We start from the raw sequence: 25335 nt of genomic DNA, 5'->3' as shown, positions 1-25335 counted from the left end.
CCGGGGTGAGGGGCTTTACTTAACTACTCGCCTTACTGTCAAACTTCCCAAAAAGCTCACGCTCATAGGCCTGGGCTTTTTTATGGTCGAACTTATGCTCCCACTTGGCGATAACCAGCACCGCCAGCGCGTTGCCGACCACGTTCAGCGCGGTACGCGCCATATCCAGAATACGGTCAACCCCGGCAATAAACGCCAGCCCTTCCAGCGGAATACCGACGCTGCCAAGCGTCGCCAGCAGTACCACGAAGGAGACGCCCGGCACGCCGGCAATCCCTTTTGAGGTCACCATCAACGTCAGCACCAGAATGATTTCCTGCCACAGCGACAGCTCAATGCCATACAGCTGAGCAATAAAGATCGCCGCGATGCTCTGATAAAGCGTGGAGCCGTCCAGGTTAAACGAGTAGCCGGTTGGCACCACGAAGCTGGTAATCGACGCCGGTGCGCCATAGGCTTCCATCTTCTCGATGATACGCGGCAGCACGCTCTCGGAGCTGGCGGTAGAAAACGCCAGAATCAGTTCGTCTTTCAGGATGCGCATCAGGATGGTGATTTTCAGCCCGCACAGGCGCGCCACCGCGCCTAGCACCACCAGCGCAAAGAAGGCAATCGCCACGTATACCAGCACCACCAACTTCAGCAGCGGCCAGAGCGAGGCAAAGCCAAAGTTAGCCACGGTCACGGAAATCAACGCGAAAACGCCCACCGGCGCATAGCGCATCACCATGTGCGTCACTTTGAACATGGTTTCAGAGATGGAGCGGAAAACGGTCACCAGCGGCTCGCGATGAGTCGCGGGCAGCGACGACAGCCCCAGGCCAAACAACACCGAGAAGAAGATGATCGGCAGCATCTCGCCCTTCGCCATTGATGCCACGATGTTGGTAGGCACGAGTGAGAGAATCGTCCCCATCAGGCCGTGAGCATGGCTTTGTACATCCTGCGCGGTGTGCTGGTATTTCGAAATATCCACGGTAGCAAGCTGCGACATATCTATGCCGTGGCCCGGCTGGAAAACATTCGCGAGCGTAATGCCCAGAATGATTGCAACCGTCGTGATCACTTCGAAATAAATGATGGTTTTAGCGCCGATGCGGCCAAGCTGTTTTGCGTCGCCGACGCCCGCAATCCCGACCACCAGGGTGGAAATCACAATCGGCACGACGATCATTTTGATCAGGTGAATAAAGATATCGCCCGCCGGTGACAGCAGGTTAGCGACCAGCCATTCACGGCTATCACTTTGATAATGCAGAAAACTTCCCAGGATAATGCCCAGCACCAGCGCCAGCAAGATTTGCCAGGCCAGGCTCATTTTAAAGTTTTTCATAACGACGACAGTTCCTCAAAAAAACGCCATTCCCATGCTGTTGACTCAGGAGAAGGTCACAAACTGAAAGGGGGTATGACAAACATCAGGTGTTAAGCGGGGTTTTTTAAAGCGCCGTATCAGTACCATCCCGATAGCCTGCTGCGCAACCCTTCATTTTTAGGGTTATGCACTTACATTGCATAGATAAACAGGATTTTTCGGGGGAATATGAATATAACTTATTGTTATGGAAAAAATTTCATTATTTGTTTTTGGAAATAAGTACCAAAGGTAATTAATTCTTATGATTCATCTGTTTGAACAATTTTTGCGCGATTATTTTAATGCGTGATCTGCCGCCCAAAAAGTAAACAAAGCTGCCAATACCCCTACTATTAACGTTTGTGTGACATATTATTAACATCCTAAAGGAGAAAAAAAGCCATGAGCCAAGTACACAAACACGCTATTCCCGCAAACATTGCGGACCGTTGCCTGATAAACCCGGAGCAGTACCAGGCCATGTATCAACAGTCGATACATGACCCGGATGCGTTTTGGGGCGAACAAGGGAAAATTCTCGACTGGATCAAACCGTACCAAAAGGTGAAAAACACCTCTTTTGCGCCGGGAAACATCTCTATCAAGTGGTATGAGGACGGGACGCTTAATTTAGCGGCAAACTGCCTCGACCGGCACCTGAAAGAACGGGGCGATCAAACCGCCATCATCTGGGAAGGCGACGACGCGACCCAGAGCAAAAACATCACTTACCGCGAGCTGCATCGCGATGTCTGCCGTTTTGCCAACACTTTGGTCGAACTGGGCATTAAGAAAGGCGATGTTGTCGCGATTTATATGCCAATGGTGCCGGAAGCCGCCATTGCCATGCTGGCCTGCGCGCGCATTGGCGCCGTACATTCCGTGATCTTTGGCGGCTTCTCGCCGGAAGCCGTAGCCGGACGCATCATCGACTCCAGCTCTCGCCTGGTGATCACCGCCGATGAAGGCGTGCGCGCCGGGCGCTCAATTCCGCTGAAAAAGAACGTGGATGACGCGCTTAAAAACCCAAATGTGAAAACTGTTGAGCACGTTATCGTCCTGAAGCGCACCGGCGGCAAAATCGACTGGCATCAGAACCGTGACCTGTGGTGGCACGAGCTGACAGAGAAAGCCAGCGACCAGCACCAGCCGGTGGAAATGAACGCTGAAGATCCGCTGTTCATCCTCTATACCTCTGGCTCCACCGGCAAGCCAAAAGGCGTGCTGCACACCACCGGCGGCTATCTGGTGTATGCCGCGACCACCTTTAAATATGTCTTCGACTACCATCCGGGCGATGTTTACTGGTGTACCGCCGACGTGGGCTGGGTGACCGGGCACAGCTATCTGCTTTACGGCCCGCTGGCCTGTGGCGCGATCACGCTGATGTTTGAGGGCGTACCTAACTGGCCGAAGCCAAACCGCATGGCGCAGGTGGTCGACAAGCATAAGGTGAATATTCTCTACACCGCGCCAACCGCCATTCGCGCGCTGATGGCCGAAGGGGATAAAGCCACCGAAGGCACCGACCGCTCTTCGTTGCGCATTCTTGGTTCCGTGGGCGAGCCCATCAACCCGGAAGCCTGGGAGTGGTACTGGAAGCACATCGGCAATGAGAAATGCCCGGTGATGGACACCTGGTGGCAGACGGAAACCGGTGGTTTTATGATCACCCCGCTGCCGGGCGCAACCGAGCTGAAAGCGGGCTCCGCGACTCAGCCGTTCTTTGGCGTTCAGCCTGCGCTGGTCGATAACGAAGGCAATCCGCAGCTGGGTGCCACCGAAGGCAACCTGACCATTACCGACTCCTGGCCGGGCCAGGCGCGCACGCTGTTCGGGGACCACGAACGCTTCGAGCAGACTTACTTCTCCACCTTCAAAAACATGTACTTCAGCGGCGACGGCGCGCGCCGTGACGAAGACGGTTATTACTGGATCACCGGCCGCGTGGATGACGTGCTGAACGTATCCGGCCATCGCCTGGGGACCGCCGAGATTGAATCGGCGCTGGTGTCCCATCCGAAGATTGCCGAAGCCGCGGTGGTGGGGATTCCGCACAACATTAAAGGCCAGGCAATTTACGCCTACGTAACCCTGAACCACGGCGAAGAGCCGACGCCGGAGCTGTACGCCGAAGTGCGCAACTGGGTACGCAAAGAGATAGGCCCGCTTGCCACGCCGGACGTGCTGCACTGGACCGATTCGCTGCCGAAAACCCGCTCCGGCAAGATCATGCGCCGCATCCTGCGCAAGATTGCCTCCGGTGACACCAGCAACCTGGGCGATACCTCCACCCTCGCCGACCCGGGCGTAGTAGAAAAACTGCTGGAAGAAAAACAGGCTTTATCCATACCTTCGTAACCTTGTTCTACCCCTCTCCCGTTCAGGGAGAGGATCGGGGGTGAGGACATCTGACCATACCTTTCCCCTCACCCTAACCCTCTCCCCGCTGGGGAGAGGGATAAAAAAACCTACAAAAAACCTCTGGAGATTCTGTGATGAATGACACCATTTATCAGCGGATAGAAAGTAGTGCGCATTTCAGGGAGTTGGTTTCCAAAAGGCAACGGTTTGCCGCCCTTCTGTCACTGATTATGTTAGTGATTTACGTTGGTTTTATTTTGCTGATTGCCTTCGCACCCGCGTGGCTTGGCACCCCGCTGCATGACGGTACCAGCGTCACGCGGGGTATCCCTATCGGCATCGGCGTTATCGTTATTTCCTTCCTGCTCACCGGGATTTATGTCTGGCGTGCTAACGGCGAATTTGACCGCCTGAATAACGAAGTGCTGCGTGAAGTGGGGGTTAAATGAAACGTTTTCTTGCGGTCTTTGCCGCTCTGCTGCCGGCCGGTGCCTTTGCCGCCGATGCCATAACCGGCGACGTGCAGCGCCAGCCAACGAACTGGCAGGCGATTATCATGTTCCTGATTTTCGTTGCTCTGACGCTGTATATCACTTACTGGGCGTCCAAGCGCGTTCGCTCCCGCAGCGACTATTACACCGCGGGCGGCAACATTACCGGTTTCCAGAATGGCCTGGCGATTGCCGGTGACTTTATGTCGGCGGCCTCGTTCCTCGGGATTTCCGCGCTGGTGTACACCTCAGGTTATGACGGCCTGATTTACTCCCTGGGCTTCCTGGTCGGCTGGCCGATTATTCTGTTCCTGATCGCCGAGCGCCTGCGTAACCTGGGCCGCTATACCTTTGCCGATGTGGCGTCGTATCGCCTCAAGCAGGGGCCAATCCGCACGCTGTCTGCCTGTGGATCGCTGGTGGTAGTCGCCCTTTACCTGATTGCCCAAATGGTTGGTGCCGGGAAGCTCATCGAGCTGTTGTTCGGCCTGAACTACCACGTCGCCGTGGTGCTGGTAGGCGTGCTGATGGTGATGTATGTGCTGTTTGGCGGCATGCTGGCGACGACCTGGGTACAAATCATCAAGGCCGTGCTGCTGCTGTTCGGCGCAAGTTTCATGGCGTTTATGGTGATGAAGCACGTCGGTTTCAGCTTCAATAATCTGTTCAATGAGGCAATGGCGGTGCACCCTAAAGGCGCGGCGATCATGAGCCCTGGCGGGCTGGTGAAAGACCCTATTTCTGCGCTGTCTCTGGGCCTCGGCCTGATGTTCGGTACCGCTGGTTTGCCGCATATTCTGATGCGCTTCTTCACCGTGAGCGACGCCCGCGAAGCGCGTAAAAGCGTGTTTTACGCCACCGGCTTCATGGGTTACTTCTACATTCTGACCTTTATCATCGGTTTTGGCGCCATTATGTTAGTAGGTGCTAACCCGTCGTTTAAAGACGCGGCGGGCGCGCTGATTGGTGGCAACAATATGGCGGCGGTTCACCTCGCCGATGCAGTGGGTGGGAACCTGTTCCTCGGCTTTATCTCTGCGGTTGCCTTCGCCACCATCCTCGCGGTTGTGGCCGGGTTAACGCTGGCGGGCGCCTCAGCGGTGTCTCACGACCTTTACGCCAACGTCTTCCGCAAAGGCGCGTCCGAACGCGATGAGCTGAAAGTATCGAAAATCACCGTTCTGGTGCTGGGAGTGGTGGCTATCCTGCTGGGCATTCTGTTTGAAAAACAGAACATTGCTTTCATGGTGGGGCTGGCATTCTCCATTGCCGCGAGCTGTAACTTCCCGATTATCCTGCTGTCGATGTACTGGTCGAAGCTGACCACTCGCGGCGCAATGATTGGCGGCTGGCTCGGCCTGCTGACGGCGGTGGTGCTGATGATTCTGGGCCCGACTATCTGGGTGCAGATCCTCGGCCACGAAAAAGCGGTCTTCCCGTACGAGTACCCGGCGCTCTTCTCTATTCTGATTGCGTTTGTCGGCATCTGGCTGTTCTCGATTACCGATAATACGCCGGAAGGTAAGCTGGAGCGGGAGAAGTTCCGCGCGCAGTTTATTCGCTCTCAAACCGGTATCGGTATCGATCAGGGGCGGGCTCACTAGTTAGTAAGTACTTACCGGGGCTATCGCTGCCCCGGTAGGTTAAAACATCAGCCAGCTAACCAGCGGCGCGACCAAAACCGTCACCACGCCGGACAGCATCATCACCAGGCTGGCAATCACTCCTTCCTGCGGCCCAAGCTCATAAGACCGAGCAGTACCCGCGCCGTGAGAAGCCGCGCCAAAACCCGCGCCTTTGGCTATCCCTTCCCTGATCGACAGGCGCAGAAACAGCACGTCCCCTACTGCCATGCCGAACACGCCGGTGATCACCACAAACAGCGCCACCAGTTCCGGCTCGCCGCCGATGGGCTTTGCGGCCGCCAGAGCAAAAGGCGTGGTAATCGAGCGCACGGCAAGGCTGCGCTGAATGCCGTCCGGCAGGGTAAATAAGCGGGCCAGCCAAATCGAACTGGTCACCGCCACTATCATGGCCGTCAGCACGCCCGCAGAAAGCGACATCCAGTGGCGTTTTATCACCCGGAGGTTGTCATAAACCGGCACCGCAAAAGCAATGGTGGCAGGCCCAAGCAGCCACAGCAGCCAGTGCGCCTCCCCCATGTAGTTGCTGTAGGAGATATGGCCGAAGACGAGCATCCCCACCAGCAGCACCGGCGTAAAGACCAGCGGCATCAGCGGCAGTTTGCGAAAACGGCGATACAGGCGTTTATTGGCGAAGTAGAAAACCAGGGTGACCACAAGGCACAGCACGCTGAGCTGGAAGTTAGTCATGACGGGCCTGCCTGCGAGCTTCGCGAGCCAGTTCAAAACGATAGACTTTTTCCACCACGAAGGCCGTGCTGCCAAGCACCAGCACGGTACTGACCGCAATCACGGCAAAAATGCGCCAGCCTTCCACCATCAGCAGCTGCGAGTAGTTCACCACGGCCACAACCGCCGGGACGAAGAACAGCAACATCTCGGCCAGCAGCCATTTCGACCCTTCCCTGACCCATTTCAGCGGCACAATGCGGCAAATAATCAGCGCCAGCAGGAGCAACATCCCCACCAGGTTCGCGGGCAGCGGCAGATGCCCCCACGTCACCAACTGTTCGGCAAAAACAAAAAGTCCGGCATACAGGGCAACCTGCACGGGGACACGCAGGCTATGCATTACAGCAGGCGTAAAACGGCCTAACGCCAAAGCCATGATCGGTGCTCCAGAAAAAATACCAGCCCCGATTATAGAGAGCGGTTCATCGCTACTGAAATGAATTAAAATCATTGCAGGTATAGTCAACAGGAATAGTTATGGACATCAGAACGCTGCGTTATTTCGTTGAAGTCGTCCGCCAGCAGAGCTTCACCCGGGCGGCGGAGAAGATGTTCGTCACGCAGCCCACCATCAGCAAAATGCTGCGCAACCTCGAGGATGAGCTGAACTGCACGCTGCTGATCCGCGACGGCCGCCGTCTGCTGCTGACCGACACCGGCCAGGTGGTGTTTCAGCGCGGGCTGGCCATCCTCGCCGAGTTTCGCCAGCTTGAGGCCGAACTGAGCGACATCAAGCAGCTCACCAACGGCGTGCTGCGCCTCGGCATTCCGCCCATGGTCGGCACGCTGATGACCGGCCCAATCGGTGTGTATCAGCACCGCTACCCCGGCGTGGAGTTTAAGATTTCCGAGTTCGGCGGCCTGACGGTGCAGCAAGCGGTGCTTAATGGCGATCTCGATTTGGCGGTGACGGCTATCCCCGTAGAAGACGAAGGTGCGTTGACGGTGATGCCGCTGTTCCGCCATCCGCTGTGTGTATTAGTGCCCCGCTCCGGCCCGTGGATTGGCCGCACCAGCGTTGATCCTGCAGAACTGGCCGAGCACCCGCTGCTTATCTACAACGAAGATTTCTCCCTTAGCCGCCAGTTGATGCAGCTGTTTGCCGATAACGGTTTTACCCCGCGCATTGCGGTGCGCAGCGGGCAGTGGGATTTCCTGGCGGCGATGGTTCAGGGCGGCGTGGGAATTGCCGTGCTGCCGGAGCCAATTTGCCGCAAGCTTGACCACACCACGCTGATGTGGCTGCCGCTGAACAGCAATCTGAGCTGGCAGTTAGGGATGATTTGGCGTGAAGGGGTTTATATTTCGCAGAGCGCACAGGCGTGGATTGATTGCTGCAGAGAGTTCTGGCCGGCAGTGGAAACCGGCCAGAACTAGCGGGATTACTCTTTCTCGATCAGCAGCGCTTCCAGCAGGTCGAGATCGTGCAGGAGTTTTTGCAGGGTCTCGTTGCTGATTTGCTGGGTGGCGCGCAGATGGTATAGCTCAGCGCGCTCGGAACGCAGTGCCGTCAGGCGGAAGCGGCGCTCAAGATTCTCTTCCAGCTCGCTGCTTTCAACGTCATTTCGCCCGTCTGCACGGCGACGTAAATTTCCGATAACCCGCGAACTCACCTCTTTCAACAGCTGGTCGTCGATATTCTCTTCGCTGTCTGCGGCCAGGCGCTCTTCCATTTTCTGGATAGCGACAATCGCCACTTCAGCCGTGGCGGACCGGGCCAGCCGCTCCTCTTTGCGCGACAGAGACTTATCCCCAACCTCAACGTTTCGCAGCAGAATAGGCAGCATGATGACCCCGGCAAACAGCGAGAACAGGATCACGCCTGCGGAGAGGAAAATCAGCTCATAGCGCGCCGGGAAAGGCGTGCCGTCGTTCAGCAACAGCGGAATGGAAAGCACACCAGCCAGGGTGATGGCCCCGCGCACGCCAGCGAAAGAAGCAATGCCCAGTTCGCGGGTGGTGAAGGAGCCAAATTCCAGAGGGCGCTTTTTCAAAAAGCGCAGGCTGAGGCGCTTCATCGACCACAGCCACAGGAAGCGCACCGCAATCAGGGCGAAATAAATCATCGCCACGTCGAGGAACAGCATCCACAGTTCCACGTTAGGATCGGCATTGGCCGCAGCAACGGAGGTTTCGAGAATACCCGGCAACTGCAGGCCCAACAGCAGGAAGACCATGCCGTTGAACACAAACTCCAGCATCGCCCAGACGCTGTTCGCGCGCAGGCGCATGGTCAGCGGGGCGCTACGCAACACGCCGGAACGGGTAATGGTCATCCCTGCGGCTACCGCCGCCAGAATGCCGGAAACCCCGATGTGTTCAGCAATCAGGTAAGAGGCGAACGGCAACAGAAGAAGCAGCAGGATTTGGGTGGCGGGTTCGTCGCCGCTCCAGCGGCTCATCAGGCGCAGCGATTTGCCGTACAGCCAGCTGACCGCAATCCCCGCCAGCAGGCCGCCCACGGCCACTTTGAAGAACTCAAGCGAAGCGCCGCCGACGCTAAAGGCCATCGCCCCAACGGCGACCGCCACAGCAAGCTTCAGGGACACCAGGCCGGAGGCGTCGTTCATCAACGCTTCACCCTGCAATATCCCCATGATCTTCTTCGGAATCCGCCCTTCGCCGACAATCCCGGACAGCGCCACGGCATCCGTCGGTGACAGTACGGCAGCCAGCGCAAAGGCAGGCACCAGCGGAATGCCCGGTACCAGGAAGTAAATCAGGAAGCCGATGCCGACCACGGTGACCAGCACCAGCACCAGCGCCAGGCCAATAATTTCCCGGCCATGATGGAGAAATTCGTGGGTGGGCGTTTTCCAACCGTCGGCAAACAGCAGCGGCGGAATGAACAGCACCAGGAACAGCTCAGGGTCGAATTCAACGTGTAAGCCAAAGTGCGGCCAGGCAAGCAGCGCCCCGATGGCAATTTGCATTAACGGCAGTGGGATCTGAAACGGCAACATACGTGTTACCACCCCAGAGAGGGAGACCACGAGGGTCATAATCAAGATTGTGAAGAAAATTTCCATGTTTTCCCTGAACGTGATGTGTGATTTGAAGCGTCACTCTTAGCGGTTGTTTTTATAATAAAACAACTTTTTGCATCACATTGGAACCGGAAATGCCCGAAGTGGGTGAAAGCGGCGGGTTACAGAGCGCAACCCGCACGAATTGAAAATCAGATAGCCCAGCCGCCAGCGTAGAACGCCACCAGCGCAACGGCAATCACCACGGTGCCGATGTTCAGCTTGCGCCATTCGCCGGACACTACGCGGCCAATCACCAGAGAAGCAAAGCCGATCATGATGCCGGTCACGATGTTGCAGGTCAGCACGATGAATACCGCGGTAATCAGCCCGGCCATCGCATCCACGAAGTCCGCAAAGTCGATTTTGGCGACGTTGCTCAGCATCAGCAGGCCAACATACATCAGCGCAGGTGCCGTGGCGTAGGCCGGTACCAAGTAAGAGAGCGGCGACAGGAACAGGATCAGCAGGAACAGCACGCCAACGGTGATGGCTGTCAGGCCGGTTTTGCCGCCTGCTGCGGTGCCCGCTGCAGATTCGATGTAAACCGCTGCCGGAGCAGCACCCACCAGGCCGGAGAACACGCTGCTCAGGGAGTCGGTGGTCAACGCTTTGCCGCCGTCGATAATCTGGCCGTCTTTGTCCAGCAGGTTCGCCTGACCGGCTACCGCGCGGATAGTGCCAGTGGCGTCAAACACGGCGGTCATCACCAGCGCCAGCACGCTTGGCAGAATGATCGGGTTCAGTGCGCCCATGATATCCAGGCTGCCAATCAGCGAGTTGCCTTTGTCATCACTCAGCGACGGCATGGCGAAAACGCCGGAGAAATGCACGTTCGGGTCGAAGATCAGGCCGACGATGGACACGCCGATAATGGTCAGCAGAATGCCGCCCGGCACCTTCAGTTTTTCCAGACCAATGATCACCGCCAGGCCAATCAGCGACATGATCACCGGGAAGCTGGCGAAATGACCCAGCGCAACCGGCAGCCCGTCCAGCGGGTTTTTAATCACCAGGCCGACGCCGTTCGCGGCAATCAGCAGCAGGAACAGGCCGATACCAATCCCGGTGCCGTGCGCCACGCCCATCGGCAGATTGCGCAAAATCCAGCTACGAATGCCGGTGGCAGAGATAATGGTGAACAGAACGCCCATCAGGAATACCGCGCCAAGGGCGACCGGCACGCTGATGTGCTGGCCGAGCACCAGGCTAAAGGCGGTGAAGGCGGTCAGCGAGATAGCGCAGCCGATGGCCAGCGGCAAGTTCGCCCACAGCCCCATCACGATGGAGCCCACGCCCGCCACCAGGCAGGTAGCCACAAAGACCGCCGCCGGTGGGAACCCGGCTTTGCCGAGCATTCCCGGCACAACGATCACGGAGTAAACCATAGCAAGGAAGGTTGTCAGACCGGCGACAACTTCCTGACGCACGGTGCTGCCGCGTGCAGAGATTTTGAACCAGGCGTCGAGCGAACCGCCGGCGCGCGGAGAAGGTGTAGACATAGTGAAAAATCCCCTGAGATTTTTAGAATGACGTTTGCCCGGGTGGTGGACAACCCGCTGCCAGTTAAACGTTGTCTCCCTGCGCTACGATTGTGACAAAGGGGTGTCACAAAAAAGCAATCGTTTAACTCCACACGGACAAATCGGTGTTACAGAATTAAGGCAAACGATTATCCAGCCTTCATGGCGGGATTTTCAACTTAACTTTTGCGATTTTCGCGGAAAATATGCTCAGCTGATGAATTAATCGCCTTACGGTGCGCAAACGTTATCGTCAATGCGCAATTTCGCAACAAAAACGCAAAAAGTTGGGCTAATTTTCTCTCGCTTTGCTTCTGCGGCGATCACGCCCCTGGGATCTCAAAAGGGCCGCCTTGATTTAACGCTCGCAGCCAGGCGGGGCGCGTTTGCACGTTTTTCATCCACGCCTGGGTGTGCGGCATGTTGTTGACTTCCCCTCTCGCCAGCAGCGCGGCCACCGGGAAACTCATCTGAATATCTGCCGCGCTAAACTGCTGCCCGGCGAACCACGGGTGCTGGCTCAGGTGATCCTCGATAAAACGGGCATGGGTGCTGAGTTGCTTATTCAACCAGGCTTTCTGCACGCCCTGCCCCAGCGCCTTGCCCACCGGGCGCAGCGGCCAGGGCACAGGTGCTTTACCGAGGCTGCCAAACACCAGCTTCATTAACAGCAGCGGCATCAGCGACCCTTCGGCGTAATGCAGCCAAAAGCGATACTGGATTTTGTCGTTAATCTCCTGCGGCTTCAGGCGATTTTCGCCGTCGTAGGTTTCCTGCAGGTACTCAAGAATGGCACCTGATTCCGCCAGAATATGGCCGTTATCTTCCACCACCGGGGATTTACCCAGCGGATGGATTTTTTTTAGCGCTTCCGGGGCAAGCATGGTGGGTTCCCGCTGATAACGCACAATCTGATAGGGCTGCGCCAGTTCTTCCAGCATCCAAAGTACACGCTGGGAACGGGAGTTATTGAGGTGATGCACCGTTAGCATGAGGTAACCCTCTGTTTAGCCAAATGGAATAACTATAGGAAAGCCGTACACGTATCACATGTCAAAAAAATGAACAAAAAAAGAACAATTGACCTTGCAAAGTGAAGGGGCAGATCTACACTTAAATTGTCGGTGCAGACCGGAACCTCCAAAGTCAGTGAAGTATGTACGTAGGTATGTGTAAGCGTTATCGAGGGGTGCCGACGTCGGGGGAAACCCTCCTGTCAGAACGGGATAGAGCGAAAGACAAAGACCGGAAAACAACTAAAGCGCCCTTGTGGCGCTTTAGTTTTATGTGGCAACAGATGATTCCTGTTGAGCAATGAAGCTACAGAGAACATCATTAATAAACCTGGAAAATCAATTCGTTGATTTTCGGCTAATAACAACAAAGAGGGAAAAACCACGCTTTTTCCCTCTTTGTTAGCAGTCTTGAGCGCCCTTGTGGCGCTTTAGTTTTTTATGCGGTACACATTTTCAATCTTCCAGCAGCCTTGCGCCAGTGCCCTGCTCGCCCAGCTTATCTCCCGGGTTACGCAGCGGGCATTCCGCCCCCGATAAACAGCCACAGCCAATGCAGCCATTCAGTTCGTCACGCAATGCGGTCAGCGTGGCAATGCGGTGGTTCAGCTCTTCGCGCCATTGCGACGACAGTTTCTTCCAGTCATTTTTGTTGATCGAATGGCCGTCGGGCAGGACGCCAAACGCATCCCCGACGGTGCTCAGCGGAATGCCAATGCGCTGCGCAATTTTTATTATCGCCACCGTTCGCAGCACATCACGCTGATAACGCCGCTGATTACCTGCATTTCTCGTACTTTTGATCAGACCTTTGCTTTCGTAAAAGTGAAGCGCGGAGACGGCCACGCCGCTGCGCTTCGCCACTTCACCGGGCGTTAACAGCGTTTTTATTCGGGGTAATTTCTTTTCCATAATGCTCTTTACCTCAAGTTAACTTGAGGAATTATACTCCCTGGCAATGAAACTAGCTAACCCGGAAATGAGGACGACTCATGGCTCACCAGGACATCATTTATACGTTGACTGAATGGATTGATGAACATATTGACCAGCCGCTGAACATCGACGTGGTGGCGAAAAAATCAGGTTATTCAAAGTGGTATTTGCAGCGTATGTTCCGCACCGTCATGCACCAAACGCTGGGTGACTATATCCGCCAGCGCCGCCTGCTGATGGCTGCCACGGCGCTGCGTACCACCCAGCGCCCTATTTTTGATATCGCGATGGACTACGGGTATGTTTCGCAGCAAACCTTCTCCCGCGTGTTCCGCCGTGAGTTTGACCGTACGCCAACGGATTACCGCCATCAGGCCTAAGAAAACCAACAGGAGTTGGAGTGAGAAAGTTAAGTTTCGCCATTTTGGCCATCGGACTTGCCTCAATGGCCGCTCAGGCGGCAACCATTTATACCGCGTTCCCGGACAGCGTTAACCCGAAGCAGAAATACGTTTTTTATACGCACGGGAAAGTGTTAGAGGGAAATGTTGATCGGCCGAGTAATCCAAATAAGCCGCAGTGGGGCGTTTACGATTTCCCGGCGGTGAAAGAGAAACTCAGCGATGATGGCTACAACCTGATTGCTTATCACAGAGCCAAAGATACTCAGCCAGATCAATATGCCGAAAAGCTAAAGCAAGACGTGAACACGCTGATTGCAAAAGGCGTCCCGGCTAAGAATATTACGCTTGTCGGTTTCTCACGCGGCGGCGAAATTACCATTCTGGCGGCAAGCAAACTGCAGAATAAGGCACTCAACGTTGCCATTCTGGCGGGATGTACACATTCCATTCAGGATGACGCCCGCAATCGCCTGTACGGGAACGTGCTCTCCATTTATGAAGCCTCGGATGAAGTGGGTTCCTGCCAGACGATTGTGAACCACAGTCCGGGGATTACTCATTATAAAGAGATAAAAATTGCTACCGGCCAGCAGCACGGGGCATTTTTCCGCCCTAACCCGGAATGGGTCGTTCCTTTAAAGCAGTGGATCGCGAGCCACTGAAGCCTTGCGAACGGGGATCCCGCCTGGCGTGTACAGCCAGGCAATAAACTCTTGCGGAGGCAGCGCCTTCGCAAAATACCAGCCCTGGCAATACTCCACGCCGTGATCCACCAGCCACGCCACCTGCGCTTCGGTTTCAACTCCTTCGGCAATCGTCGTTAAATTCAGGCTGTGGGCAATTTCAATGATGTGTTCCACCAGCAAATGGCTGGCCCGCTCGCTGGCGAGGGAATCAATAAAGCTTTTGTCGATTTTTAAAATATCGACGTTCAGATACTGCAGGTTGTGCAGATTCGAATACCCGGTGCCAAAGTCATCGATGGCAACTTTAAAGCCTGCGTTGCGGAACTCCTGGATAAACGGCCTGGTTTTTTCAACGTCAATAAACCCTCGCTCGGTCACTTCGATTTTTATCTGCCCCGGACGAATGTTGTAGGTTTTAATCCGTTCTGAAAGTACGGTGATTAAGCGTGAAGAGTGAAAGTCAGATGCCGAAAGATTAATCGAAATATAAAGCCCAGGATGGTCGGCAAGAAACTCACCAAAATCTTTAAATACGGCATCAACTACATAGTCCGATATTTTGTGAATCAGGCCTTCAGATTCTGCCAGCGGAATAAACGTTCCTGGGCTGATGGTTTGCCCGTTAAAATTCACCCACCGCAGCAGTGCTTCCGCACCTACGCAATAACCGTTCTGAATATCAATAATCGGCTGGTAGTGAAGTTTGAGTTGTTTTCTGGTCAACGCTCTTAAAAGCATCCGCCGCGGGGAATTTAACTGCTGGCGGGTTCTGGACCACATAATTAATATCAGCAGGCTGCAAATAACGCCTAACGGAAGCGTCAACGTCAGCTGGTGATACCATTGGCGGTTAAACAGGGTTTCTGACGTGGAAACAATCACCGCAATCGGTCTTTTAGCCGACTGGTCAACAGCATAAAAACGATTGTCTTCGGTAAACGCTTTCTCTTTACGCAGAATGAAATGGTGCAGCAGGTCGCTGTCGGCCCCCGGACTTAAAGAGAAAAAGCTGCGGGTAACGGTGTCGTAGACGCCATAAATCAGCGAGTCATCTTCGGATAAAACTTCTGACCAGGTGAGCGGATTAATCACCGCCATATAATGCCCACGCTGCATGTAGGTCATTTTATGCCCGGCATAAAACGGCGTATCCAGATAATAATAAATGGCGACGTCCGGTTTACGGGTATAAGAAGGGAGCGGCGCTGGCAGAGGTTTTAACGGCTTGTAGCTGGTCGAACACAGCAGCTTATCGCCGCTGACGTAAATTAAATCGGCGACAAAAAGTTTACCGCGCACAATATCCAGCATATTTGCCATGTGTCGGGGACTGCATATTTCTCCAGAAAAACGTTCCGCCTCGCTGCGCGCTTCATTGACGTGGCTGATGACGATTTCCGTTTTTTCCATCACCAGTTTGCCAAAAGAGTGCAGGTGCTGCTGGGTATCACTCATGGCGCGAACATGGGCAAAATAAATTGCCAACATTATCGGCAGGCAAACGATCAGGACAAAACCTGAGGTACGCAACGCCTTAAGATAAATCCGTTTCACCATGATGCTCACACGTCTCTGCTTTTATGCGCCTGTTTTTATACTTTATTAGAACAACCTGATGACCGCCGATTACGTTGCATCATAAAGCCCGCTTTAGCAATAGCCTTCAGCCGTTAACTCTGCGGAAATTAATTTGCGCAACAATGAGATAAGAGAAACCGGGATGCCGTTTAGCTTAAGATTTAACCCACCGCGTTAATATGAGTTTTTCTGGGGTTAAGGCAGCAGGGAATGATTATTTAAACGAAATTGTGGTAAACGTCAGATAAACAAAATGTTCACGCCATCCACGTCCCGGTTTCCCTAAAAAACCCCGCCAACCTGGCCTCAAATCCGTGCAAAAAACCATCACAATGCTGGTGATTAAACGCACAAAAGTGATAGACTTCACATTATCAGTGCAACAGAAAAATAAATTGCAGATTTTGAGGAACAAGGTTCATGGCAACAATCACCACCGGCGTGATGCTCATACGCTGGCCGCTGCTTAGCGCGGTTTTGATGTTTTTGGCAAGCAGCCTGAATATTCAGTTTCGCCGCTCGGATTACCGGGCTTTAGCCATAATCAGCAGCGGGCTGGGAATTGCGGCATCCTGCTGGTTTGCCATGGGTTTATTGGGTCTGACGCTCGGCGACTTCCCGATTATCTGGGCGTCGTTTAAAACGGGGCTGGTCGAGATCATCGCCAGAATGCCGCCCGAATGGCCGACGATGATGCCTTAACAGGCTGAGAAGCATTCAAAAAAACCGCCTTCATCGGCGGTTTTTTACTTTCAGACGACAAAGCCGTAATCGCGCAGTATTTGCCGCGCAGCATCCGAGACCAGGAACGCCCGCAGCGGCTCTGCCCGTTCGTCGCACACCGCCAGCCCATAATCGGCCTGAATATTGTAGGGCGTCGGGATCTCGAACACCCGCAGTTCACGGTGAGCTTTCAGTGCTGCGGAATAGCTTCGGTAGCCAATCATCAGATCGGCCTGGCCGCTGGCAATAAGCCACTGCGCCGCAAGCCTGCCGTCGGGCACGGCCTGCGTGTCTGGCCCGCCAACCAGAGCTAAGGCTCGCGGCTGCAGGGCGATGCCAAATTCAGCTTCAAATCTGGCAAAGAACTGCCAGGTATAATCCCCGGACGGATCGCTGCCCGGCGTGGACGTGCCAATGCGTAAGGCTGGATTGCTCAATAGCGTTAGCCAGGTACTTTGCTCCTCAACGCAGTACGCCGCCGCCGTCAGGCAAAGGGCGTTCCCGGCAAACCGCTGAACCGCCCGCGCTTTGCCCTGCTCCAGCAACGTGTGCGGGTGCGCCATATTCGCCGACGCAAACAGCGAACAGTTTTCACCGGCTTCTATACGCGCCCTCAGCAGGCCCGCAGGCCCAAACTGCGTCTCAGTCAGCAGGCCAGTTTCCTGCTCAAACGTCGCCATAAGCGGCTGCCAGACCCGCCGCAGGCTTCCGGCCGCCAGGATCTGCAAACTCATTACTCTACGCCTTCATAATGGGTGCGGTAAAAACGCTGATACCAGCTGTCGGCCACTTTCTTCATATCGATGTCTTTGAATCTGGCGGGATACAGTTTTTTCGCCATCCACAGCTCGCCAATCGCCATCGCTTCCGGCATCGGGTAGCCCCAGGCTTTGGCGTATTCCGGCATCAGCCAGACCTGATGGTTTTTCACCGCGTCGATCGGTTGCCACTCGGGTCTGCTGACGATCTCATCCACCACTTTAGGGTAACGATCCTGCACGAAGATCACCTGCGGATCCCAGGCGATCACCTGTTCCATCGATACCTGCTTGAAGCCTTTCACGGTCGACGCCGCCACGTTCAGCGCTCCCGCATGGGCCATCATCAGGCCGGTATATTTTCCGGAACCGTAGGTGGTCAGGTCAGGGTTGGCCATATAAGCCCGCACCCGCTGGCTTGCCGGAATGTCTTTCAGGCGGTCGCTGACCAGCTTGCGCTCGGCAAAAGTGGCGTCGATCAGCGCTTTGGCCTGCTTCTCTTTATTGACGACTTCGCCAATCAGCTCGATGCCTTCTTTCAGGCCGAGATTGTAGGCTTGCTCTTCGTCCTGCATCGACGGGTTCAGCTTGCCCTGCTCGCCCGGTGCGTCGTGGCGCAGCGAGATCGCGATAACCGGGATGCCAAGTTTGCTAATGCTGTCGATCATCTCCTGCGGCGCATAGTTGGTGACGAACACCACCTGAGGGTGCAGCGCCACCAGCTTTTCGGTGTCCACGCTGGTTAAATCGCCCAGTTGAGCTTTGTGCTCAAGCTCCGGCGCCAGACGCGCGTAGCCGCTGCCAAGCTGCTGCTTCCAGTTCGCCAGAATGCCGACCATTTTGTCGGTGGCGTTCATTTGCACCAGCAGGTTGAGCGTTTGATGCTGAAGTACCACGACACGATCAACCTCGTCGGGGATCGTGACCTGGCGGCCAAGCTGGTCGGTGAGCGTGCGGTTCGCCAGCGCGGCGAGCGGGGAAAGTACTAATAGTGCGCCCAGCGTCAGGCGGCGGGTAAATCGGTTCACGGCGGGAGTCCTCATGATCGTTGTGTATAAAAATATACAGCGATGACTCCCCCGCGCCCAGCGATTTTAAGGGGTAGATCTTACTCCGGGAGCAAACTCGCCTTGCCCCCACCAAACGACCAGTCCTCAGCATTATTATGTCGAATGACGACCATAACGTCATTGGGATGAATGCCCGGTGACTCGGCAAGTTGCTCGGTAATGACCCGGTAAAAACGTTGCTTCGTCTCAATACTGCGCGGCTTACCGGCCGTTATTTCAATCAGAAGCCAGTCATCGCTGCGGGGTCCCGCCATATAGTGACGATCAAACCGCAGCGCAGATTTAGCTTGCTCGTGAAAAACCTGAAAAAAATCCGCCTCCGGTACATCAAATGCCTCCACCAGCGCCCGCTGTATGCTGGATGAAACCGCCGCCAGCCAGGCCTCCGTTTTTCCTTTTAATAAGGTGACATGAAGTACCGGCATTTATTGCTCCTCCCGACGGCTTCCGACGATCAGCTTATCCAGCACCTTTAGCGCGCTGTGGGCGGCAGGCCAGCCCGCATAAAAAGCCAGATGGGTAATCAGCTCGCTTAACTCCTCATCGCTGACGCCATTTTGGCGCGCTAAATCGAGATGAATCGGCAGCTGTTCAAGTCTGTACAGCGCCAGCAGCGCCGCCACGGTGATCAGGCTGCGATCGCGTTTATTCAGTTCCGGTCTTTCCCAGATATCCAGGAATAACAAGTCGTTGCTCATACTGGCGAGCTTTGGCGCCCGGCTCAAAACCCGCTGAATGTCGTGTGATGTTTCGCCCATGAAGCCTCCTGACTGTTGTTGACAACCTGAGCATACTCATTGAGTATCATTCTAAAAATCAGATATTTTTTAACCAACAATCCTGATTTTCAGGACAATAATCATGACAAATTTAGATCTCGACGTTCTCCGCACTTTTGTTACCGGCATGGCACTCGGCAGCTTTGCCCGGGCAGCTGACCGGCTGGGGCGATCAACCTCAGCGGTCAGCGCCCAGTTGAAGAAACTGGAAGAGCAGGTCGGAACGCCGGTCGTCAAAAAATCAGGCCGGGGCCTGGCGCTGACGCCGACAGGCGAAATTGTGTTGAGTTATGCGAAACGCCTGCTGGAGCTGAATGATGCCGCAATGGCTGCGGTGGCCGACACGCCGCTGAGTGGGCTCTTACGGGTAGGGTTTCAGGAGGATTTTGGTGAAGGCCTGTTAACCGACGTTCTTGGGTCATTTAGTCGCGCCCACCCCGCCGTCATTCTTGAAGCACGCATCGCACGAAACGCAGAGCTGGAATCTGCCCTCAATCATTCCCAGCTGGATTTGGCCTTACTCTGGCAAACGCCATCGGCTTTCGTGGAGAATGAGATAGGCAAAATCCCGCTGCACTGGATGGGCATTCCCGAGCAGGTAGAGACATGCCTCGCCAATGGGCAGCCGCTGCCTTTAGTGGTTTTTGATGCTCCCTGCATTTTACGCCGTCACGCCATTGAGGCCCTGGATTGTGCAGGGATCCCCTGGCGAATAGCCTTTACCAGCAGCAGTCTGAACGGCCTTTGGGCAGCTGCACGAGCAGGATTAGGCGTGACGCCAAGAACGCAGGTAGGAAAACCAGCCGATCTCCCGGTGATCCAGACGCTTCCCGCTCTCCCTTCATTAGGCATTTGTCTGCCACGAGCGTCATCTGAACCTAACCCGATTCGGGATTACCTGGCAGACATTATTGAAAAACAGGTGGGCGTTTTTTGCCGCGGAAGCTGAACCAGCGCCAGGTTTGCGGGTAAAAAATGCAACCCCTGTTGCCAATCAATGTCCCAGGGTAATTTTTTGTTGTTAATTATTTCTAACCCCCAGAATCTGGTCTGTCCAGACCGTTTTAATACGCAAATTTAGGCCTTTCAGGGGGCTTTTTTTCCTGCCATTGCCAATAGTTGAGAGATCGGATGTCTGGATACCCGGCAAAAGAGTCTTCAATCCATTGATTTTAAATTAAAAAAATCGAAAAAAATAAATGATTGAGTGGGGGGGTAAAAAGCCATATATTGGCGGCGTTTTATGCACCCTAACCCATACCTATACTCTGGATAATTCGAGTTTCAACTTGAAGCATGACGAGTATTGTTTACTTAATTCAGCCGCTGCGCTCATGCCGACGGTTGTAGGAGAGATATGATGACGGATAAAGTCCGTATTGATACTTTAGATGCAAAATCTGCAAACGCTACCAACGAAACCTATTTGGCACGACAGGCTGAATTCGAATCGAATGTCAGAAGTTACCCGCGCAAATTACCGTTCGCTATAGCCAAAGCCCAGGGCGCCTGGATCATCGACGTTGAAGGTAACCGTTACCTTGACTGTCTGGCCGGTGCGGGCACGTTGGCGCTTGGCCACAACCACCCTGACATCCTGCAAAGCATCCAAAACGTCATTACCAGCGGCTTGCCGTTACATACTTTGGATCTGACTACGCCGTTAAAAGACGAGTTCTCAGAATACCTGCTCTCTTTACTGCCGAGCCAGGGTAAAGAGTACTGCCTGCAGTTCTGCGGCCCATCCGGCGCGGACGCAGTAGAAGCCGCTATCAAGCTGGCTAAGAAACACACCGGCCGCAGCGGCGTAATCAGCTTCTCCGGCGGCTACCACGGGATGACCCACGGCGCGCTGTCCGTGACCGGCAACCTGTCTCCGAAAGCGGCCATCAACGGCCTGATGCCGGAAGTACAGTTCCTGCCATACCCGCACGAATACCGTTGCCCGCTGGGCATTGGCGGCGACGCGGGCGTGAAAGCGCTGACCTATTACTTCGACAACCTGATCAACGACGTTGAAAGCGGCGTGCGCAAACCTGCGGCCGTGATCCTCGAAGCCGTTCAGGGCGAAGGCGGCGTGAACCCGGCTCCTGCCGAGTGGCTGCAGCGCATCCGCAAAGTGACCAAAGAGCACGGCATCGTGCTGATCATCGATGAAGTTCAGGCTGGTTTTGCCCGTACCGGCAAGCTGTTCGCCTACGAACACGCTGGCATTGAGCCAGACATCATCGTGATGTCCAAAGCCGTTGGCGGCGGTCTGCCGCTGGCCGTACTGGGCCTGAGAAAAGAGATCGATGCCTGGGAACCAGGTCACCACACCGGCACCTTCCGCGGCAACCAGCTGGCGATGGCGACCGGCCTGACCACCCTGAAGTACCTGAAAGACAACAAAGTCGCTGACAAAGTTGCCGCTCAGGGCGAATGGCTGAAAGGCAAACTGTACGATCTGCAGAAACGCTACCCGGCTATCGGCCACGTTCGCGGCCTGGGCCTGATGCTCGGCATTGAGATCGTGAAGCCAGAAGAAGCACAAGATCACATGGGTTGCTACCCGGCCGACGGCGCGCTGTCTGCCCTGATCCAGAAAAAATGCTTCGAAGCGGGCCTGATTCTGGAGCGCGGTGGCCGTAACGGCTGCGTGCTGCGCCTGCTGCCGTCCCTGCTGATCAGCGACGACGAGCTGGAAATCTTCCTGAGTAAATTTGAAAAAGCCTTGTTAGCCGCTGGCGCAAAAGCTGTCTGACTGGAGTAATAAATATGTCCCGATCTAACCCGATTCTGGCCTCCTCTGCCCAGAGCATTGAGGAATACCAGCAGGCGATCGCCCAGACCAGCCAGGCCGTAGTGGAGTGGCTGCAGCAGCCCCAGATGTACCAGGGCAAAACCGTCGCCGAGCTGAAAGAACGTATTCAGCTCGACTTCAATCCTCAGGGCCTGGGCAACCAGGTCGCGATTGAACGCGCGATTGAGTATTTCTTAAAAGACAGCCTGCTGGTGCATCACCCGCAGTGCGTAGCGCACCTGCACTGCCCAAGCCTGGTGGTTAGCCAGGCCGCAGAAGTGCTGATCAACGCCACCAACCAGAGCATGGACTCCTGGGACCAAAGCCCGTCGGCGACCATCATTGAGATGAAGCTGATCGAATGGCTGCGCGCTCAGGTCGGTTACCAGCCTGGCGATGCGGGCGTGTTCACCAGCGGCGGGACTCAGAGCAACCTGATGGGCCTGATGCTGGCGCGTGACGCTTACTTTGCGCGTCAGGGCCACTCTGTCCAGCAGGACGGTCTGACCGGTGATATCCGCAAAATCAGAGTGTTGTGCTCTGAAAATGCCCACTTCTCCGTGCAGAAAAACATGGCGCTGATGGGCATGGGCTATCAGTCAGTCACGCTGGTGAAAACCGATGAGTTTGCCCGCATGGACGTCACCGACCTGGCGGCTAAAATCGCACTGGCGAAAGCGAACGGCGAGCAGATCATGGCTATCGTCGCCACTGCCGGTACTACAGATGCAGGCGCTATCGACCCGCTGAGCGACATCGCGAAGCTGGCCGCAGAGCACCAGATTTGGGTCCACGTTGATGCAGCCTGGGGCGGCGCACTGCTGCTGTCCGAGAAGTATCGCGACTACCTGAACGGCCTGGAGCTGGTGGATTCCGTTACCCTGGACTTCCACAAGCAGTTCTTCCAGACCATCAGTTGCGGCGCGTTCCTGCTGAAAGATGCTCGCCACTACGAGCTGATGCGCTACCAGGCGGCCTACCTGAACTCCGAGTTCGACGAAGAGCAAGGCGTACCGAACCTGGTGTCCAAGTCGCTGCAGACCACCCGCCGCTTTGACGCACTGAAGCTGTGGATGGGCCTCGAAGCGCTGGGCCAGAAGCAGTACGCTGAAATCATCGATCACGGCGTGACCATGGCGAAGAATGTGGCGGCCTATGTGGCTGACCACGCTGCTCTGGAGCTGGTGATGCAGCCTCAGCTGGCGAGCGTGCTGTTCCGCTTCCGCCCTGCAAGCCTGGCTGGCCGCAGCGATGCGGAAATCGCGCTGCTGAACCAGAAAATCGGTGATGCGCTGCTGGAATCTGGCCGCGCGAACGTTGGCGTGACCGAGCATAACGGCGTGACCTGCCTGAAGCTGACCCTGCTGAACCCAACCGTCACCCTGGAGGATGTCAAAGTCCTGCTGGCGCTGGTGGAGAAAACTGCAGAGCCGCTGCTGAACGCGTAATGTTAGCGTAATGAATAAAAGCCGGTCGCGATCCTTCGCCACCGGCTTTTTTATTGCTTTGAGTTCTCCAGCCTGAGCTGTCGACGAATAAATTTCGCCACTTCTTCAACCAGCTCTTTGTCTTCAGGCGCCCCCATAAATCCACCGTGCGGCATCGCCTCAAAGACGTGCAGCTCGGCTTCGACGTTCGCCTTTCTCAACACCCGATGCAGCCTCACCGCATTCGACAGGAATAAATCCCGCGTACCGCTTTGAATCAATGTTGCCGGGAAACCACGGGTAAAATCGCCAAACAGCGGCGAAAGATAAGGATGCGTTAACTCAGTGCCTGCGGCATAAAGCAGGTTGTTTTCCCTCAATGACCCCGGCAGCACCACGTCCACAAGCTGGTTCACCTGGAAACTGTCGCCGGACTCGGTCAGGTCTGCCTCCGGGGACAACAGCACTAACGCGCCCGGCAACGGCAACCCTTCATCGCGCGCCCGCAGCACCATCGCAGCGGCCAGATTACCGCCCGCCGAACGCCCGGCAATCACGATATTTTCCGGGGCATAGCGCTCCAGCAGGTAACGGTATGTGGCCAGGCAATCATCCAGCGCGGCCGGATAAGGATGCTCAGGCGGCATGCGGTAATCGACGCTATAACAACGAAGCCCATACTGCCCAGCCTGGGTGCTGGCACTGGCCTTGCAGGCCTCGCCACCGCCAAAGGTAAACGCCCCGCCGTGAAGATCCACCAGAACGTGATGCTCTGAAGACAGCGCGCCTGGCGTGGCAATATGCACCGTAGCCTGCTCAATGTGCAGCGTTTGTGGTTCCGACTCGCCGCTCGCTGGCCGGGATTTCATCGCTGCCGCATACCAGGCCGCCGAAGTGGCCTGAATCTGCTTCCAGGCTTCGCCATCGGTGTGGGATGGCATCGCAAAGCGCGCATTGTGGGGCACGCCATGCTCATCAACCTGGCGGCGCAGAGCGGCCTGCGCCTCATCGCTAATAGAGCAAGGGAACGGGATTACGTGCCCGGGGCGCAGAACGCCATCAATTTTGTCTGTCATTGCCTGACCTGTGATTAATTTATGCTTTCAGATGCAACTGCAACCAATGCGCCACATCCTGAACCGGGATTTTTTTGCTGACGTTATAGGTTTTTTCCATCGGCCACCAGACACCTTCGCCGCGTGCAAAAGCGGTACGATAGCGCAGCATAACGTCATCCGGATGGCGGCTAAGCGCGGCCTGTAAGTCCGGCAGGTTCAAAACCGCTTTGCTAAAGGGTTTGCCACTGGTGCGCTCGACAATCTCTGCCAGTCTGCCATAGGTAAGCGTTTCGCTGGCGATAAACACCACCTGGTTCGCCACGCGAGGCTGTTCAAGATAAATAGCTGCAGTGAGCCGGCCGATATCTTCCGGTGAAGTAACCGTAACTTGAGTATCCCAGCCACCCAGCGCGTTGATGGTTTGCTTCTCCAGGTTGACCACATCAAACGCAGGTTCAAACAGGAAGCTGGTGAACATTCCGGTGGAGACAATCACCCATTCGGTCACGCTCTGACTTCGCAGCAACGTTCTGACATCGTGCTGCTCATCCCAGACCGGCTGCCCACTGCCTTTGCCCACCACATCGTAATCAACGCCAAACTGCCACGGGAAATAGCGGCTGACACCTGCCTGAATCACTGCACGGGTAATTTTAAGCTGCGTACCTTCGCCTGCAACAAACCCCATGCAGTTGATGACGGTATCGAATTGCTGGAACAGCGGCACCAAAGCGTCGCTCTCGCTGGCCGCGATATCCAGAGCGATAAAATCGATCCCGACGTCGGCATACCTTTGATGACGTGGCGAAACCGGCCGCCCGTGCTCGTTCAGCGATCCCGGCGACACGCTGGCGGTTATCGTCCTGCCTGAACCCAAGACGGCTGGCTGCAGCGCCTCCAGAATTGCCGCCCCCAACTGTCCCACACCCAGCACCAATATCTTTTCACCAGTCTTTTCAGCATTGATAACCATATCACTCTCCCG

Annotated in this window: 24 protein-coding genes; 10 read left to right on the top strand and 14 right to left on the bottom strand. The window is 55.5% G+C overall.

What is annotated here, in order from left to right; translation table 11 throughout:
- Positions 1 to 19: 19 nt before the first annotated feature.
- Positions 20 to 1333: a glutamate/aspartate:proton symporter GltP gene (gene gltP / locus B9Y90_RS11500; protein WP_008455769.1), complete on the bottom strand. Its 1314-nt coding sequence runs from the start codon at positions 1331 to 1333 to the stop codon at positions 20 to 22.
- 426 nt (positions 1334 to 1759) lie between these two features.
- Here gltP and acs point away from each other — a divergent pair, with 426 nt between their 5' ends.
- From acs to actP, 3 genes are all read left to right on the top strand, one after another.
- Complete coding sequence (gene acs, locus B9Y90_RS11495) at positions 1760 to 3718, top strand: acetate--CoA ligase (protein ID WP_085541302.1); 1959 nt, start codon at positions 1760 to 1762, stop codon at positions 3716 to 3718.
- Positions 3719 to 3855: 137 nt separating this feature from the next.
- The gene (locus tag B9Y90_RS11490) at positions 3856 to 4170 is read left to right on the top strand and encodes a DUF485 domain-containing protein (RefSeq protein ID WP_008455772.1); all 315 of its coding nucleotides are present in this window, start codon (positions 3856 to 3858) and stop codon (positions 4168 to 4170) included.
- Positions 4167 to 5816, top strand: a complete 1650-nt coding sequence (gene actP, locus B9Y90_RS11485) for a cation/acetate symporter ActP (RefSeq protein WP_085541301.1) — start codon at positions 4167 to 4169, stop codon at positions 5814 to 5816. Before B9Y90_RS11490 ends, actP begins: the two co-directional genes overlap by 4 nt.
- A gap of 39 nt (positions 5817 to 5855) precedes the next feature.
- Here actP and B9Y90_RS11480 read toward each other — a convergent pair whose 3' ends face one another.
- A complete protein-coding gene (locus B9Y90_RS11480; protein WP_039289383.1) occupies positions 5856 to 6545 on the bottom strand; it encodes an LrgB family protein in 690 nt (229 codons plus the stop codon).
- Positions 6538 to 6963, bottom strand: coding sequence for a CidA/LrgA family protein (locus tag B9Y90_RS11475; RefSeq protein WP_085541300.1), 426 nt, complete (start codon positions 6961 to 6963; stop codon positions 6538 to 6540). Before B9Y90_RS11475 ends, B9Y90_RS11480 begins: the two co-directional genes overlap by 8 nt.
- Positions 6964 to 7064: 101 nt before the next feature.
- Here B9Y90_RS11475 and B9Y90_RS11470 point away from each other — a divergent pair, with 101 nt between their 5' ends.
- A complete protein-coding gene (locus B9Y90_RS11470) occupies positions 7065 to 7964 on the top strand; it encodes a LysR family transcriptional regulator (protein WP_039289380.1) in 900 nt (299 codons plus the stop codon).
- A 5-nt stretch (positions 7965 to 7969) separates the two neighbouring features.
- On the opposite strand, the gene B9Y90_RS11465 is transcribed toward B9Y90_RS11470, so the two are convergent.
- The 4 genes from B9Y90_RS11465 to soxR all read right to left on the bottom strand — a co-directional run bounded on the left by B9Y90_RS11465 (position 7970) and on the right by soxR (position 13061).
- Entirely contained in the window at positions 7970 to 9616 is a 1647-nt protein-coding gene (locus B9Y90_RS11465) for a Na+/H+ antiporter (RefSeq protein WP_039289377.1), read from the bottom strand.
- A 149-nt stretch (positions 9617 to 9765) separates the two neighbouring features.
- Positions 9766 to 11115 (bottom strand): guanine/hypoxanthine transporter GhxP, encoded by a 1350-nt coding sequence (gene ghxP, locus B9Y90_RS11460; protein WP_039289375.1) that lies wholly within the window; start codon positions 11113 to 11115, stop codon positions 9766 to 9768.
- 344 nt (positions 11116 to 11459) lie between these two features.
- Positions 11460 to 12128: a glutathione S-transferase family protein gene (locus B9Y90_RS11455; RefSeq protein WP_085541299.1), complete on the bottom strand. Its 669-nt coding sequence runs from the start codon at positions 12126 to 12128 to the stop codon at positions 11460 to 11462.
- Positions 12129 to 12605: 477 nt separating this feature from the next.
- The gene (soxR, locus tag B9Y90_RS11450; protein WP_039289371.1) at positions 12606 to 13061 is read right to left on the bottom strand and encodes a redox-sensitive transcriptional activator SoxR; all 456 of its coding nucleotides are present in this window, start codon (positions 13059 to 13061) and stop codon (positions 12606 to 12608) included.
- Between the two features lie 80 nt (positions 13062 to 13141).
- Between soxR and soxS the strand changes: the two genes are divergently transcribed.
- The gene (gene soxS, locus B9Y90_RS11445) at positions 13142 to 13465 is read left to right on the top strand and encodes a superoxide response transcriptional regulator SoxS (protein WP_038476622.1); all 324 of its coding nucleotides are present in this window, start codon (positions 13142 to 13144) and stop codon (positions 13463 to 13465) included.
- A 20-nt stretch (positions 13466 to 13485) separates the two neighbouring features.
- Entirely contained in the window at positions 13486 to 14151 is a 666-nt protein-coding gene (locus B9Y90_RS11440; protein WP_085541298.1) for an alpha/beta hydrolase family protein, read from the top strand.
- On the opposite strand, the gene B9Y90_RS11435 is transcribed toward B9Y90_RS11440, so the two are convergent.
- Positions 14125 to 15732 carry an EAL domain-containing protein gene (locus tag B9Y90_RS11435; RefSeq protein ID WP_039289368.1) on the bottom strand — a complete coding sequence of 536 codons (1608 nt, stop codon included), beginning with the start codon at positions 15730 to 15732 and terminating at the stop codon, positions 14125 to 14127. The genes B9Y90_RS11440 and B9Y90_RS11435 overlap by 27 nt on opposite strands.
- A 441-nt stretch (positions 15733 to 16173) precedes the next feature.
- Between B9Y90_RS11435 and B9Y90_RS11430 the strand changes: the two genes are divergently transcribed.
- Entirely contained in the window at positions 16174 to 16455 is a 282-nt protein-coding gene (locus tag B9Y90_RS11430) for a YjcB family protein (protein WP_008455794.1), read from the top strand.
- Between the two features lie 50 nt (positions 16456 to 16505).
- On the opposite strand, the gene modA is transcribed toward B9Y90_RS11430, so the two are convergent.
- The 4 genes from modA to B9Y90_RS11410 all read right to left on the bottom strand — a co-directional run bounded on the left by modA (position 16506) and on the right by B9Y90_RS11410 (position 19062).
- Positions 16506 to 17210 carry a molybdate ABC transporter substrate-binding protein gene (modA, locus tag B9Y90_RS11425; RefSeq protein WP_085541297.1) on the bottom strand — a complete coding sequence of 235 codons (705 nt, stop codon included), beginning with the start codon at positions 17208 to 17210 and terminating at the stop codon, positions 16506 to 16508.
- Positions 17210 to 18262 carry an ABC transporter substrate-binding protein gene (locus B9Y90_RS11420; protein ID WP_085541296.1) on the bottom strand — a complete coding sequence of 351 codons (1053 nt, stop codon included), beginning with the start codon at positions 18260 to 18262 and terminating at the stop codon, positions 17210 to 17212. The genes modA and B9Y90_RS11420 overlap by 1 nt, the downstream gene beginning before the upstream one ends.
- 80 nt (positions 18263 to 18342) lie before the next feature.
- Complete coding sequence (locus B9Y90_RS11415) at positions 18343 to 18729, bottom strand: tautomerase family protein (protein WP_085541295.1); 387 nt, start codon at positions 18727 to 18729, stop codon at positions 18343 to 18345.
- Positions 18730 to 19062, bottom strand: a complete 333-nt coding sequence (locus B9Y90_RS11410) for a carboxymuconolactone decarboxylase family protein (RefSeq protein WP_085541294.1) — start codon at positions 19060 to 19062, stop codon at positions 18730 to 18732.
- Positions 19063 to 19165: 103 nt separating this feature from the next.
- Between B9Y90_RS11410 and B9Y90_RS11405 the strand changes: the two genes are divergently transcribed.
- The 3 genes from B9Y90_RS11405 to B9Y90_RS11395 all read left to right on the top strand — a co-directional run bounded on the left by B9Y90_RS11405 (position 19166) and on the right by B9Y90_RS11395 (position 23313).
- A complete protein-coding gene (locus tag B9Y90_RS11405; protein ID WP_085541293.1) occupies positions 19166 to 20032 on the top strand; it encodes a LysR substrate-binding domain-containing protein in 867 nt (288 codons plus the stop codon).
- A 408-nt stretch (positions 20033 to 20440) separates the two neighbouring features.
- Positions 20441 to 21826 (top strand): diaminobutyrate--2-oxoglutarate transaminase, encoded by a 1386-nt coding sequence (locus tag B9Y90_RS11400; RefSeq protein WP_008455804.1) that lies wholly within the window; start codon positions 20441 to 20443, stop codon positions 21824 to 21826.
- A 14-nt stretch (positions 21827 to 21840) separates the two neighbouring features.
- Positions 21841 to 23313: a pyridoxal phosphate-dependent decarboxylase family protein gene (locus B9Y90_RS11395; RefSeq protein ID WP_085541292.1), complete on the top strand. Its 1473-nt coding sequence runs from the start codon at positions 21841 to 21843 to the stop codon at positions 23311 to 23313.
- A 50-nt stretch (positions 23314 to 23363) separates the two neighbouring features.
- Here the strand turns inward: B9Y90_RS11395 and B9Y90_RS11390 are convergent, their stop codons facing one another.
- Both B9Y90_RS11390 and B9Y90_RS11385 read right to left on the bottom strand, forming a co-directional pair.
- On the bottom strand, positions 23364 to 24368 hold the full coding sequence (locus tag B9Y90_RS11390) for an alpha/beta hydrolase (RefSeq protein WP_085541291.1): 1005 nt from the start codon (positions 24366 to 24368) through the stop codon (positions 23364 to 23366).
- Between the two features lie 19 nt (positions 24369 to 24387).
- Complete coding sequence (locus B9Y90_RS11385; RefSeq protein ID WP_085541290.1) at positions 24388 to 25323, bottom strand: aromatic alcohol reductase; 936 nt, start codon at positions 25321 to 25323, stop codon at positions 24388 to 24390.
- Positions 25324 to 25335 lie beyond the last annotated feature (12 nt).

It is taken from the genome of Cedecea sp. NFIX57 (assembly GCF_900177785.1).
In the GTDB taxonomy this organism is placed as follows: Bacteria; Pseudomonadota; Gammaproteobacteria; order Enterobacterales; family Enterobacteriaceae; genus Cedecea; species Cedecea neteri_C.
This window is presented reverse-complemented; position numbering and strand designations above follow the sequence as displayed.